The 12,912-nt window shown below is 38.8% G+C and carries 14 protein-coding genes; 2 read left to right on the top strand and 12 right to left on the bottom strand.

The genetic code is table 11. The features are described 5' to 3' along the window. Positions 1-434: 434 nt before the first annotated feature. The 9 genes from AC3WU2_RS22670 to dnaN all read right to left on the bottom strand — a co-directional run bounded on the left by AC3WU2_RS22670 (position 435) and on the right by dnaN (position 6,141). Positions 435-557 (bottom strand): hypothetical protein, encoded by a 123-nt coding sequence (locus AC3WU2_RS22670; protein WP_492457266.1) that lies wholly within the window; start codon positions 555-557, stop codon positions 435-437. A gap of 240 nt (positions 558-797) precedes the next feature. Next, the gene (locus AC3WU2_RS22665) at positions 798-1,103 is read right to left on the bottom strand and encodes a hypothetical protein (protein ID WP_492457265.1); all 306 of its coding nucleotides are present in this window, start codon (positions 1,101-1,103) and stop codon (positions 798-800) included. A gap of 75 nt (positions 1,104-1,178) precedes the next feature. Further along, the gene (locus tag AC3WU2_RS22660; protein ID WP_492457264.1) at positions 1,179-1,331 is read right to left on the bottom strand and encodes a hypothetical protein; all 153 of its coding nucleotides are present in this window, start codon (positions 1,329-1,331) and stop codon (positions 1,179-1,181) included. 91 nt (positions 1,332-1,422) lie between these two features. Then, positions 1,423-2,817: a hypothetical protein gene (locus tag AC3WU2_RS22655; RefSeq protein ID WP_492457263.1), complete on the bottom strand. Its 1,395-nt coding sequence runs from the start codon at positions 2,815-2,817 to the stop codon at positions 1,423-1,425. 271 nt (positions 2,818-3,088) lie between these two features. Then, entirely contained in the window at positions 3,089-3,307 is a 219-nt protein-coding gene (locus tag AC3WU2_RS22650) for a hypothetical protein (RefSeq protein WP_492457262.1), read from the bottom strand. Then, entirely contained in the window at positions 3,304-4,320 is a 1,017-nt protein-coding gene (locus tag AC3WU2_RS22645) for a TIR domain-containing protein (protein ID WP_492457261.1), read from the bottom strand. The genes AC3WU2_RS22650 and AC3WU2_RS22645 overlap by 4 nt, the downstream gene beginning before the upstream one ends. A 41-nt stretch (positions 4,321-4,361) precedes the next feature. Further along, positions 4,362-4,673 (bottom strand): hypothetical protein, encoded by a 312-nt coding sequence (locus AC3WU2_RS22640; protein WP_492457260.1) that lies wholly within the window; start codon positions 4,671-4,673, stop codon positions 4,362-4,364. Positions 4,674-4,688: 15 nt separating this feature from the next. Further along, positions 4,689-4,874 (bottom strand): hypothetical protein, encoded by a 186-nt coding sequence (locus AC3WU2_RS22635; RefSeq protein ID WP_492457259.1) that lies wholly within the window; start codon positions 4,872-4,874, stop codon positions 4,689-4,691. Positions 4,875-4,980: 106 nt separating this feature from the next. After that, positions 4,981-6,141 (bottom strand): DNA polymerase III subunit beta, encoded by a 1,161-nt coding sequence (gene dnaN / locus AC3WU2_RS22630; protein WP_492457258.1) that lies wholly within the window; start codon positions 6,139-6,141, stop codon positions 4,981-4,983. A 282-nt stretch (positions 6,142-6,423) separates the two neighbouring features. On the opposite strand from dnaN, the gene AC3WU2_RS22625 reads away from it, so the two are divergent. Next, positions 6,424-7,710, top strand: a complete 1,287-nt coding sequence (locus tag AC3WU2_RS22625; RefSeq protein ID WP_492457257.1) for a hypothetical protein — start codon at positions 6,424-6,426, stop codon at positions 7,708-7,710. A 365-nt stretch (positions 7,711-8,075) separates the two neighbouring features. Beyond that, the gene (locus AC3WU2_RS22620) at positions 8,076-8,315 is read left to right on the top strand and encodes a hypothetical protein (protein WP_492457256.1); all 240 of its coding nucleotides are present in this window, start codon (positions 8,076-8,078) and stop codon (positions 8,313-8,315) included. 453 nt (positions 8,316-8,768) lie between these two features. Here AC3WU2_RS22620 and AC3WU2_RS22615 read toward each other — a convergent pair whose 3' ends face one another. The 3 genes from AC3WU2_RS22615 to AC3WU2_RS22605 form a co-directional block, all read right to left on the bottom strand. Continuing rightward, positions 8,769-9,227, bottom strand: coding sequence for a hypothetical protein (locus AC3WU2_RS22615; RefSeq protein ID WP_492457255.1), 459 nt, complete (start codon positions 9,225-9,227; stop codon positions 8,769-8,771). 539 nt (positions 9,228-9,766) lie between these two features. Beyond that, positions 9,767-10,441 (bottom strand): helix-turn-helix domain-containing protein, encoded by a 675-nt coding sequence (locus AC3WU2_RS22610; protein ID WP_492457254.1) that lies wholly within the window; start codon positions 10,439-10,441, stop codon positions 9,767-9,769. Between the two features lie 1,063 nt (positions 10,442-11,504). After that, positions 11,505-12,896, bottom strand: a complete 1,392-nt coding sequence (locus AC3WU2_RS22605; RefSeq protein WP_492457253.1) for a CpaE/TadZ family protein — start codon at positions 12,894-12,896, stop codon at positions 11,505-11,507. Between the last annotated feature and the right edge of the window lie 16 nt (positions 12,897-12,912).

Here is a 12,912-nt window from a genome sequence, read left to right as displayed (position 1 = left end):
AATGAGATTAATTGTCAATAGAAGTCGAAATCTTTGAACCCCTTATCGATACGTAAAATTTACCATAATTAACACAAGGTGTAAAAGAGACCGGGGGCCTATTTAATGTCAGATAATGTCGTTTTTTTGTGCATTTCAATACACAAAACTCTGTTCATAAACAAAAAATACTTTATTTCGCAAGTTTCTGCGCTTTCAGTTTCAATCCACCACGAATCTTGACAATAGGACAAAACACAGGAATGCAAATCAATCCTCCACTTACGACAATGTCCCTGGAATTGTGTCGTTTGCGTACAATGTCTCCACTTTTGTGCGTTTGAGTACGAAGCAAATGTAGGGACATAAAAACTAAAAAGCTTGATTTCTCAAGCTTTCGCCAGTTCAGTTGTGTCCACATTTGTAACAAATATATATCGTTACAGGCCTGGTGATTAATCGCTAAATGGTAGAAAAAAAGCCGCCAACTCGCCGAGGAAGTCGAATCCTTCTTCTCCGGTCCACATGCCCACGATTCGGGTCTTGGTTGGATGTAGGGTTAATTCCAGTCGCTCCATTATCGTTCGCACCAGTTTGTGCGCTTGTTCTGCGTCTTTCTTGGTTTTTCAAACAATAACAAGGTAAGTAGCCCAAGGGAAACACACCCTCAGGCCCTGAAGTATGCACTTTTAAAAAAGAGGAGCGGCTGCAGCGTACGATTTTCACAGTTACTTTCCAAATGAATGGGTTGAAGAAGGTGGAGCCGGAGTGAACGGCGATCGTATTTGTAATTGTGATAGCCTGAATTTGGTTTGCTCCTAGATAAGATCATGTCGACATTTCTGCATTACATCCGCGACTTTAATCTCTCCATCAAAGTCATAGGATAATAATACTTTTTCTGAAGCGGGATCTCCTGGAATGGAGCTTAGTATTGAAGCATAACCATCATCTGTTCTAAGCTCTTCCTCCCCCTCCATCCGAGTACCATGTTCCGCCAAATATATAGACGTAGACACTTCAGCATCATCAATAAGTCGATTAAGATTATGATTCGTTATCGTCTTTTTAACAATGCCTCCATCAGAAATGTAGAAAATGAAAATTTCATCCAATTTATTCATAGCTTCCTCCTGAGACTTCCCCTTTCACCGGGGGGGAAGTTCAAAAAAACACCCCCACGGTAGGGTCAGATTGCCTTAGTAGGTTATCTTAATTGCCACATCATTGCCTATTAAGGTGATGTCTTCAATAAGACATCCAATTCCACTATCCATCGTTACATATACCTCTTTACTATCTGTCTTTGCTTGTAGATCGATTAGCATTTTAATGACTTCATCGATATCCATATGCAGCATCTCCTTTTTGTTCTGAGTCCTCAATTAGCCCTTTCCTCAATTACCCAGATCGGCCTGGTTGTTGTTGAGGAGATCGTTATCCCTACAACGTTACAATCTGAGGTTGGTAACCTTGTATAAAAAGATCGTCTAAACCCTTTGCTATAGACTCTGGCCAAACGGCTATTTTTAAAATGATACCTTGCTCTTTAAAGATGGGCCTGAGCGCTTCTACACAACGAATCACGGCTTCCCCAACAGAATCTTCTTTCGTTTGACTATCAGCATCAAACCCGAGAATAACCGTTTTTGGTTTAAGCGCGAGTGTGGGCTCTAACAATACCCTCCAAGTATTTACCCCGGCTGTTTGAAGATGTAACCGGTTAGTGATATTACTAGCAATGTCTCCTTTTAACGGCCCTTCTCCCCACCATATTGTAGATGTGTCCAGACATTCCTGAATCGGTTGCCCTGGTTTCCACTTAGACAAAATTGATGTAGGGACGGCAGCATGATAAGGTGACGGATTACCGACTGAGGTTCCTTTCAGAACGCCACGTTCTTTGAATACCCCACTGGCGAGCCATTTGTATTTTGCTCCGGGCTTCAATGTAACTTCACCTTGTGGAAGTTTCACCGGCAATTGATTCCTTGTTCCTTCCCAAGCCATTTCACCTGTCTCACGATCGATGATCGTGATGTCATTAAACGATGTTTGACGTACCGTGATATTGCCTTTGGCTGAGATCACTGGAAGAGGGGCATCAAATCGAATCTGATAACCTTGAATCATATTCGTTAATGAGCGAAAAGGTATTAGAAATCCCGCTCCCCCTAGTACATCCCAGAAGGCCTCTTCATCTGCTTTCATATAAGCGAATCCTGGAACCCCATCAAGTTCTCCGATGTCTCGAACGAGCTGCACTACTTGTGTTCTGCGCATTGACTTATTCGCTTCAAGTGTTCGGTATTGCCTTATATGAACATCTTCCGTTTTCATCGCCCGCTCCTGATTAAAATGATCCATATGCCTGCTGCTGAGTGATAATTGATTCATCCAAGCGTGGTATACGTGATTAATTCGGTCATCGGACGCCTTCGGTGTATCCTCGTCTTCATACTTATTTCTTTCAAATGATTTAACCTTGAACTTAGAATCCGGTTCGACAGTTCGCCCGTCTTCATAAACAAGAGGGATACCAGCAATACTCGCAACAGCTTTCACGCACTCAAGAAACACTTCACCTCGCGGCTTAGGTGTCTGATATTGACGGTATGCATAAAAGCTAATCACATCAAATCCTGTTCCGGATCCGCCAAAATCAGTCCACATGTTCTTACTAGGTGTTATGCAAAGTGACGCTGTACGCTCTCCGCCATTCCGGTAGGTAAAATAGTGTTTTCCTTGTTTTTCTAATGTCTCATTCATCGCTTCAGCAAAAGACAGTATATCGATCTCGTAAAGCTTCTTCATCGTTTCCTGTGTTAATCTAGCCATTTTGACCTCTCCTCTATAGAAATAGTTTTTTAAACGCAAAAAAGCCCTATAGAGATAGATAAGGACAGAAAAAATCCTTAATCTAACCCAATAGGGCAAATACTTGATCATCGAGCTCATAAAAGAGCGTAGGGGTAATAATGACCACATTATAACACAGAATCACTCAATATTGAAATGAAAGTTAAGTTAATGAAGCGGGTTCTCCTTCCGGATTCAGAGGAATAAAAAACGAGCTTATAGTATACATAAGCTCGTTATACGGATATATTTATGCGAATGACGGTTTGCTACGATCTACATCACCGCTCACTACCTTAACATATTTTTCATCTTTTCCTTCGACTGTCGGAATCATGAAAATAGCTTTTGTTCTTGAAGCACTTACCTTAGATCGACTTAACACCTTACTTCCAGATGATGCCTTTGTTGTTTGCCAGCTTCCGGAAGATGGACGAGAGACTCCATACCTCTTGTTATTATTATTCATAAGGAATCGCCTCCAATTAGATGATTTAACGTTCTAAGCAAGTCGTTATTAGTGCTTATAATCTCAGTTAATTGCTCTTTACCAATTGACCCTCTTCCGGAAAAATGAACCGAAAGCACATGGTCTGTACCTAAAGGATAGCATAGCACACATACCTCTGCAAGTTCCTGGCGTGTAAAAAAACTCCATTTACCGCTATGATATGCATCTAAAACAAAGATAACTGGCGCTCCTTCAGGCCGTGAAAAATCATAAAATCGTCCTTTTCCTACATTACCTCCAACTTGTTTGATGCCATCATTACCTTGCTTCTGCCAAAATGCTGCACCTGTCACACGAAATCCGTCAGGTAGTAGCATTGAGTTCCTAACAGCCTCGCTTAATGCGCTATACTTTTCCGTGGGGTTTGACATGACATTCCGATTATAGTCCCAGAAAAAATGCAACAAGCTTTGTTTCTTCGCAAGTTCTAACTCTTTTTCGGCTAGAATAGATAACGGGTCCTGAAAATTTCCGGCGTCTGTAATTTCTCTAATAATTTTTCGACACGCTACAGATACAGCTGCTTCGTAATTTGTATCTGTTCTTTTTTGCTCATACCGAAGCAGGTTTATCCCCTGAAGGTCAGATAGAAGATGAAACTCTTTTACAGATTGTCCTTCAATCAGATCATCACGCGTAGTTACGCCATCAGGAACAATAGCAAACACACGTTTAAGTTTCAATTTACCTATAAATAGCCCCATCTCAAATAGGGTATTGTCTCGAGTAATAAAGACATACTTATTTCGATATAATGCGACATCATCTGGTGCAAAAATGAATATACCAAAATCACTTACGTCAAGTGCTTTTTCAAGTGATTCCATTGTATATTCGTTAGGACCAAATGTATCAGTATACCATGGAGTTACTTGAGCAATACGTTGTATCGACGAATGTACAGCATCTGCATAATCTATTGCCTCTCTTGAAGAACCAATGAATACATTAGGCTTAATTGTATCGGACACGGGTAAATCCCCTTCCCTTATAAAATCGTTGTTATATGAATCTATAAGTCTCCATCTTCTTCTCTATCTATTATATGCTCTCCCCATCCTTGCATTGTACATAAATTTCCCAATCCATCTTCCCAAGCATCGGCTATCGGGCATGCTCTAGTCAATTCGGCCGTGATCACTTCATGATTCACCTGATCTACTGGGTAAATTACTCCTAATAACTCATGCTGCAGATTATAGACTTCAAAGAAGTTAAGACCACTTTCATCATGAACCTCTATGATTTCAACGCGTCTAGTAATCCATTTCTGCTCCTCAACCCTCATAGAATTACTGTCATGAAGGACGTTAATTTGTTTCATTCGTAAAGACCCTCCTTATTTTTTTGTTAATCTTACAATGCGCTCAGGAAAGTCAATACGTATCACTTGAAGCTGGTTGTTTATTAGCCATAAACTGAAATTGTTCTCTCTGTAAAAATGGAGGACCTCCATTTGCGTTCCGTTGACCTGGGTTTGAACTACATTTCCATCTGTGAATGTAATACTAATCTGCTGTTTCATGAATTAACTACCTCCAATTTAGCTATTTCTCCAATTATCCTCGACTCAAACAAAAATAGTATGCTTCCTCAAAATGAGGAAACATACTATTTCATTCGTTCACATCTTACTCTTCAGCTAAATAACGTATTGGGATAACAAGTGCCAATGTATCTGGTGCCTCTTCCCCTTCAGGCTTCAGTATGAGCGGCTTATTTCGCTCATTGAAGCAAATACGTACATGAGACGTAGGTATCGCTTTTAATGCTTCCTGTAAAAAAACTAAATCCATTGCAACCAACATATCATCTCCAGTAATGCTACAGTTTAACTCTTCTTGAGCCTTTCCTTTATCGTTATTCAAATTAGAAATCAGCAACGCTTCTTCTTTAGCCCGTAACAATACCCCTTTATTTTTATCACTTACTACAAGTGATACACGATCACAAGCTCTAAGCATTGATTCTTTTTCTACGACAACTTCTATTTCTGCAGAGCCCGGGATGATCTTACTTGTATCCGGAAAGCTGCCTTCTAGAATGCGAGAACTGAAAACGACTCCTGGCAAAATGACTGATAAGGTTGAATGGCGCACGTATACTGTGCAATCTGAAGTTACATTTCTAAGAATATCGCTAATATTCTCACACGAGATTTTATCGATAACCACAAAAAAAGGATTCACTTCTACATCCGGGATATTAAACCGCGATAAGCGGAATCTATCCGTTCCAGTAAAAGTCAAACCCTCTTCAGTACCACTAATTTTTACACCTTGAAGTATCGGTGTTGCTTCATTTGTGCTACAGGCATAACTCGTTGCAACAAGTGCAGCACGTAATTTCTCAGCGGAGATTTTAAAACTGGTAAGTGGCTCGCCGCTGCTTTCAAGTGATGGATACAACTCTGCCTCTAACGTTCCGAGCTTAAATTTACTCATGCCTGACCTTATCTCTATCTGACCGTCGTTAAAACTTAGCTTCACAGTACCTTCTGGTAGCTTCTTTACAATGTTCGCAAGTAATTTGCCTGGAACACAAAATTGGAGATTGTCAACTTCAATAATCTGATTTGCTCCTTTAACAATTGTACGAACACCATCTCCACCGATCATTACCATCTTCCCATCCTTAACTTCAACTTTGATACCTGTAAGAACTGGTACGGTGTCCTTTGTCGCACAAGCAGCGGAAGTCATCAATACCATTTCCTTAAAACGTGAAAAATCATTAATGATTACCTCTCTTTTTGTTGCTTCAGTAACATTTCCTTTAGTTGTTGTTGTCATAATAAACCCTCCAATAGTTTTTTGGTCCATAGAACGCAAAAAATCCTATTAGACTGCAATATCATCATTCAAGTGAACATACGTCACCTGTGATTCATTACAATCCAATAGGATTTAGGTTCTTGGAAACAAGCTCAAAAGTTGAGCATAAGTAATAATCTACGTTTAGTATAGATGAATGTTTCTGCTATGACAAGCGTTAAAACAGGCTAATCCGTGGTTAGATTTTCCTATGCAAATCATGGTAATGTATAGATATCTTTAATCAAAGGAGCGTTAACGATGCAAGACTACTCTTTAGACCTAGCAGCTGAGCGTATTAACCACACGAAGACAAAAGAATATTTTCGTGAGGTTATGAGTTCATATGCGAACGGTAATTATAGATCCGCAGTACTTTCTCTTTATGCTGTCGTGATATCTGATCTTGTATATAAACTTAAAGACCAAGTAGAACGTGAGGATGACCCCGGTGCAAAGAAAATCCTGGAAGATGTCCAGAAAGAAAAAGATAAAGATATCACCTCATCCAAATGGGAGATGACAATAGTCGATAGGGTGTTCGCGGAAACAAAACTGCTAGAAATTTCTGATAGGCATAATATTGATAGTTTAAAGGGCCATCGTAATTTATCCGCACACCCCAATATTCTTGATACGGAAGATAATGTACTATTTACGCCGAATAAAGACACAGTTCGGGCTCATATTCGCAATATGCTTGAAGGGGTTCTCACCAAATCAACAGTTCATACAGCAAAGTTAGTTGATACTATCATTGAGAAAATACCCCAGATCTATGAAGATCTTGACTTAGATGACGATATGTTCAATCGTGCGTTTAAAAACAAGTATTTAGATCATATGAATGAGAAGGCAATTACAAGCTTATTTAAAAAGCTCTGGAAATTCACTTATCTTTTAGAAAACAAAGAATGTGATGAGAATCGAGATGTAAATGCTCTTACAGTTGAATTAATTTTTCGCTTGTATCCTGATCTAGTCATTAAATGTTTAACGGATGATCAAGCGTATTATAGTCGAGTTTCATTTAATAAAAATCCAATAAGTAAAATGATTAATTTTTTCAATTTATCTCCACGTCTATTCAAACTTATTGAAAATGATATGCGTAACAAGATCGAAGCTAAGATCATAATAACTCATGCTCGTTATGTCAGAGCATATTTCCTTAGTTCAAGTCCCGAGGATCACCTTATGAAAGTAAAAGATTACTTAAAATCACAAAATTTTAATTTCATCGCTCTTTATAGATTCAAAGATCTAGCAAAAAATATTAATAGAATCGATGAATATCACAACATGCTCATTACCTATTTTTCAAAAGCAACTAATTACTCAGACACTTATTCCCGATTTAATAAAGTAGAGAAAAATTTAAATGAATTTACCCATGAACAATTGAATAATTTATTAGAAGTAATGAATAGTAACAACCAAATTTATGATGCAAATGGAATATCAGATATGGTAGATGTTATCCAGGAGATTGCGGAGGATAAATTTGGTTCGAAGATTGATTTAGCCCCCTATCCTAATCTATTGTAATTCTATCGATCACCTATACAAAAAGACAAAAGGTTTAACAGCGGATTATTAGTTAAGGTTTCCACGCGCAGACCGCAGGTGTTACTTAGAATCAAGATACACCGCCTAAACAAGATGATCACTGTGGAGTATTTTGCATTCATTCAATGTAACTGTCGTTCTTGACAGTCGAGCTTATGTTCTTCCTTTTTCAACCTCGGATTTTTCTCTTTCGAGCTTTAGTGGAGTTGCTATCACGAGGTGTTCAATACGATAGCGCGATAAATAGCGTAGTAGATAGGTATAAGAGGTACTCAGAAAGTGAGTCTGTGACATTGGTGTCTACGCTAAATAGCAGCTACGATATCGCATTTTTAACCTCGAGGATGGATGATTTATTTAATGCTGTTAATTTACTTTCTGAGCGTATTGATCAAATCGTTGACGATCGGGTAAAAAATGAAGTGGCAGCTGCGACGAGTCAGCTTGGCCAGCGAGTTAATGAACTTCTCGTGGAAGTTAAGTCTGCGAAGACTGCCCAGGAGGAAGTGAATCAGAAGCTTGATAAGATAATATCCCGTGTAGAAACCCACGGCAAACGAAAGAAATTTCTCGGAATTTTTTAATTTCGCGGCCAGCGGCCATGTTATGTCTAACATAAGCTACTAATCGCCGGTATAGCGATATATTGCGCTTGCTTGATAGCGATTATAATTCAGTAATAATGGGGTATTAAAGCGATTATTCGATTCGAGTCGTAGCAGAATGTCGCTATGGTATATAGCAGGAAGTTTTGAATCGCTAGATTGCGTTAGAGGAAATATATCGATGCAGCTAATTGAAATTAAGTTGTGTAGAAATTTGAAGCAAATCGGAGTAATCGAGATATTGTAGTTCCGGCGAAAATGACTGATTTTTCGAATGTTCCACGGCCGGCTAATCGACGCTCACGGTCAAATTTGGCCGAATTCCGGGATCCGAAAGCCAGACATGTTCACAAAATATAGTATTTGATACATATATGTGATCGTTTAAAAACCCCCTTGAAAAAATCAAGGGGGTGGTTTTTAAACGATCAATTATGGAATGTAAATAGTGCCTTCGGACCATGATGATGATACATCATTTAATACGCTTACTTTTAATTTATATGTACCGGCCGGGACATTGTATAAAGTAGTTTGGGTTGAGGCTGGGGCAGGATAAGCACCAGCAATAACATCATATATACCAGAGTCACTCAAAGTGCCATTAGAATTTACTTTCATCAATCGGTACTCGATTTTAGGACTTGTGGATCCTGATGTAGCCCCTTGTCTAATCATTTTTAATTTTAATTCAGATAAATCTGAGCCAATCGCAACAGGATCTGAAATTTTTGAAGTTCCGATATTAGTAAAATTCCATGTTACAGATGTTGAGAACGGTTGGACTTGGATATTTTCGTTGGTTGGTGCCGCAAATGCAGCAGCAGGAATGATTGTTAGAGCTAGGGATACCGCTGCAAGAGTTTTAATTAGATTTTTTTTCAGCTTCAATGTAATTCCCCTACTTTCAAAATGTGATATAAATGTTGGCCAACATTATTCCTGTATATAATATCATTTTTTTCTATAATGTGTAAATAATAGAATATAATAAATATAAATATAAAATATTAACATTGGAGTCTAATCCGGACGCTGTATGCTCAGATCGAGCAGCTGCGGAAGGGAGGATCACGAGCGATGGAGGGATCTTGGTCTTATGGAGGGATTTTGTACTTACTGCGGGAAATCGTATAAGCAAGAGATGGGTAGTGATACTCGGCCGTATTGTGGAGGTATTTTAAATTTATCTTATAATAAATCATATTACGAAATACTATTAATTTTCTTCGCTGTCAACTTATTCGGCTGAAGATGGAAGATTAGCATGCTGCTGTGTGCTAGAAAGATAATTATTTAGAACATGTATTGTTCTGAATAGCACAATAGGACCTGCCTAAAGACACCCCCCCCATAACATCTCTTGAGCGTCTACAGAGAACGAATCGCAAAGCAAAAAAACTCAACATTTTTTAACTCTTCTTGTACCATTAAATGAACCCATAACCTTTGAGTCGAATCCGTTTTACTGCATTTGATATCGTTCCCCGATCCTTACTCAAAATCTTTGCTATTGCCCGCTGGGAGTTACCTTCAAGTAGTAATGCAGCAACATCTTGATCCAACTTTCGTGAATCAACTAACAGATCGTCTAAGCAAATATTATCCATTACTTCATTTTCGAGATTCCAGGTATCCGGATAAAATGTTTCAAATCCAGCTAACAGAGGTAACGCCGTATGTAATGAACGATGCTTATTAGTTTTAGTCATCTGCCTAACCAAATCTCCACCACGTTTTTGAATAGCAAGCTCCAATGTCTCATAGAGATAAAATTCACTGGTCCATGAGTACCTGTAGATTTCACGCCAGGCTACTTCGAAAAAAACACTGATAAAGTCCGATCTATCTAAGCGAAATGAACACCATTTAGATGCAAACATTTGAGCATTTGATTTCAATAGATCTTCTACAATTTTAAATCTCAGTAACGATTCTAATTCTGTGTGCTCTATACTTTGTACACAACGTACCCACTCCTTTTGTAGCCCGCCAATTTTATATTGTAGATGTGTTGGTTTTTTGGATAATCTCGTTTTTTTATTCAGCAAATTCTGTTGTATCGGAGAAATTCTTTTTTGTTTGTAGTAGTCTTTAGCCCTCATAATTAACCACCCCATTTTTTCATAAAAGAACCCCGCCACTTTCAGAGAAAATCACTAATAGAATATAGTCGACACCGAAGGTGGAGACTCACCCCCAGATTAGCTCTAATTCTTTAAATTTATAAAAAAAGAACAAAATAGAAGGACTCCAGCAAAAATCGACCCATCGATAATGAAAAAGAGAAGAAAAAGCCCTTTTTCGCGTTGTTAATGAGCCTTGGATACAACAAAAGCCCGAACCCAAGTTCGAGCTTTTCCCTTTGAATAAGGTCCTTCGATCTTACGATCGGCAGTGTTCACACACAATAGATCCGCTACGTACATGCGCTGGAATCCAACGCGTACCACGGAAATGACCTCGTACCCAGTGAGCACAACGCGGATGTTCCATAACATACGTGCTCTTAGGATAATAGCAAAATAATTGTCTCATGCGGCTTCCTCCTTCTCACCTTTGTAGGATGAAAGAGGTCAGACTTAGGCCTTGGCGTATGTATTTTGCTAATATATCAAACTTTAAATCCATCATGAACAAGATACAAAAATGAAATCTTGGAAAAAAATACTGTTGCATGAAATGACCAAAATCTGATATATTAGCCGTAATAGAATTTTTAGAACCAATGATACATAACCGATTAATTCAGATCGGCAAATCTGAGTTAATCACCAAGAGCTCTAGTCAGCTCTCTTTCAGCTTATACTATTAGTATAAGCTTATTTAACGTGTACGTCAATACAAATACCTCAAAATCCACAACATATCCTGTGGATTTATTTTTTAAATACTATATCTTGTGTTTTTGAGACTTTTAATTAATGTCTTGTGTTCAGTAATAAATATACGAATACAAAATGTATGTTAAGTTATTTGATAAACTCGCCTCATCCAGCAAAGTTCAATCGAAATTGCTATGTTACAAAACGGTTTGACCCTAAGTTTCAAAAAGAACCAAAATACCCCCATTTGGAAATCATGCAGCTATTGGCGTCGCTCCTTTCTGCCCTGTCATGTTGAAGAGCGACTAATATAAACAAAAAAAGAAGGGTAAATACCCTTCTTTTACTTTAATTTCTTCTTCATTTTTGTCCATATTGTTTCTTTCTGTGGCACCTTTCCAAACACCTCTCTTGAATAAATCCGGCTGCACAGGTCCTCCAATGCTGGCTGTAATATCTCCTTATCTTGAGGAAACTTATCACTTAATAGAATTGATTCATTCCCCATCCACATTTCCATAATCGCTGGTACATTCGGAATGTGAGATAAATGATCGACACCATAGGCTTGCGCTAAACCATGCTGAAATTCTTTCTGAAGGCGTTCCGTCGATTTATTAGCAACCACGATCAATTTTTCGGCCAACGGTGAAACGAGAAAATCATTGTATTTTGAACGTTCACGATTAACCCTATGAGTATCATAACCGGTCACAAGTAAAATATGATCAGCCTGTTGCAGCAGTACTTTTTCACGCTCATCTGCGATCCCGCTTCCAATATCAACAAGTAATACCGGATAGGCGCGGGCATGGCCAACAAGATAGGCGTAATTTATCATATCCCAATTATCAAACGATTCATTCTGTTTCCGGAATATATAACCTACCCTATCCTGGATCAGCTCACTTCCCTGCCGAACATGATTATTACTATCCAGTTGTGCATGCCAGCTCACCCATTCTTGTCCAAAGTAGCGCTCAGACTGCATTAAATCATGCCATGTAGCGGGAGAATACGGTGATTCTAATATCCCGGCCTTCAAACCAAACATAGCCATAAATTCAGCGACTATTCGGCATACTGTTGAAGATCCCGCTCCATCGAATGCTGAAGCAACAGCGATTATTTTAGAAGGGACAAGTACCTGTTCGTGAATATAAACAGGTACTTCCTTGGTAACAGTCTCTATGATAGGCTCATTTTCCTTAGGTACTTGAATCTCGATGGTCTTCTTTCCCTTTACCCCCTGCTTAATTATCGATTCAGCTTGTTGTTCCTTAGATTTCTGCACAAATTCTTCTGTGGCCGACTGTACTCTTTCTTGAACGCGGAATCGATCAATGTTCTTATAGAGTGGCGGGTTTTTTAACTGCTCCAGGTATGTTTCTGGTAATGTACCCTCATTAAATATATCGAAGATCGAATAAGTTGTCAGCTTCGTCAAGAAATAGTTTTCTTGTGGTCGGTCACAGAAAAAGATAATTCTTATATCGACAGAGATTCTGCGGATGTCCGCAATTATTTGCTCCCACTCTTCATCGGTTCCTCGCGTACCGATTAAATCATCTGAGATAAATACCATCGTTGCTGATGTCTCCATGACACGAGAAACGATAACATTCCTAGTTGAAACCTTAGATATGACTTGTCCTATCCGGGCTTCTTCTAGATCCCCCTGCAGTAAGGAATCAAAGTCTTCATTTCCTGTACCGAGTATGATTCGATGCTGCATACTTATCTACTCCTTA

The sequence above is a fragment of the Paenibacillus sp. EB106-05-06-XG162 genome (genome assembly GCF_058791655.1).
The sequence above is the reverse complement of the archived record's forward strand: the minus strand, read 5'-3'. Positions and strand labels throughout refer to the sequence as shown.

Excerpts from the sequence above, each read along its gene's own strand:
- AC3WU2_RS22670 (WP_492457266.1), bottom strand. The coding sequence starts at position 557 with ATGGAGCGACTGGAATTAACCCTACATCCAACCAAGACCCGAATCGTG.
- AC3WU2_RS22665 (WP_492457265.1), bottom strand. The coding sequence starts at position 1,103 with ATGAATAAATTGGATGAAATTTTCATTTTCTACATTTCTGATGGAGGC.
- AC3WU2_RS22660 (WP_492457264.1), bottom strand. The coding sequence starts at position 1,331 with ATGGATATCGATGAAGTCATTAAAATGCTAATCGATCTACAAGCAAAG.
- AC3WU2_RS22655 (WP_492457263.1), bottom strand. The coding sequence starts at position 2,817 with ATGGCTAGATTAACACAGGAAACGATGAAGAAGCTTTACGAGATCGAT.
- AC3WU2_RS22650 (WP_492457262.1), bottom strand. The coding sequence starts at position 3,307 with ATGAATAATAATAACAAGAGGTATGGAGTCTCTCGTCCATCTTCCGGA.
- AC3WU2_RS22640 (WP_492457260.1), bottom strand. The coding sequence starts at position 4,673 with ATGAAACAAATTAACGTCCTTCATGACAGTAATTCTATGAGGGTTGAG.
- AC3WU2_RS22635 (WP_492457259.1), bottom strand. The coding sequence starts at position 4,874 with ATGAAACAGCAGATTAGTATTACATTCACAGATGGAAATGTAGTTCAA.
- dnaN (WP_492457258.1), bottom strand. The coding sequence starts at position 6,141 with ATGACAACAACAACTAAAGGAAATGTTACTGAAGCAACAAAAAGAGAG.
- AC3WU2_RS22625 (WP_492457257.1), top strand. The coding sequence starts at position 6,424 with ATGCAAGACTACTCTTTAGACCTAGCAGCTGAGCGTATTAACCACACG.
- AC3WU2_RS22620 (WP_492457256.1), top strand. The coding sequence starts at position 8,076 with ATGGATGATTTATTTAATGCTGTTAATTTACTTTCTGAGCGTATTGAT.
- AC3WU2_RS22610 (WP_492457254.1), bottom strand. The coding sequence starts at position 10,441 with ATGAGGGCTAAAGACTACTACAAACAAAAAAGAATTTCTCCGATACAA.
- AC3WU2_RS22605 (WP_492457253.1), bottom strand. The coding sequence starts at position 12,896 with ATGCAGCATCGAATCATACTCGGTACAGGAAATGAAGACTTTGATTCC.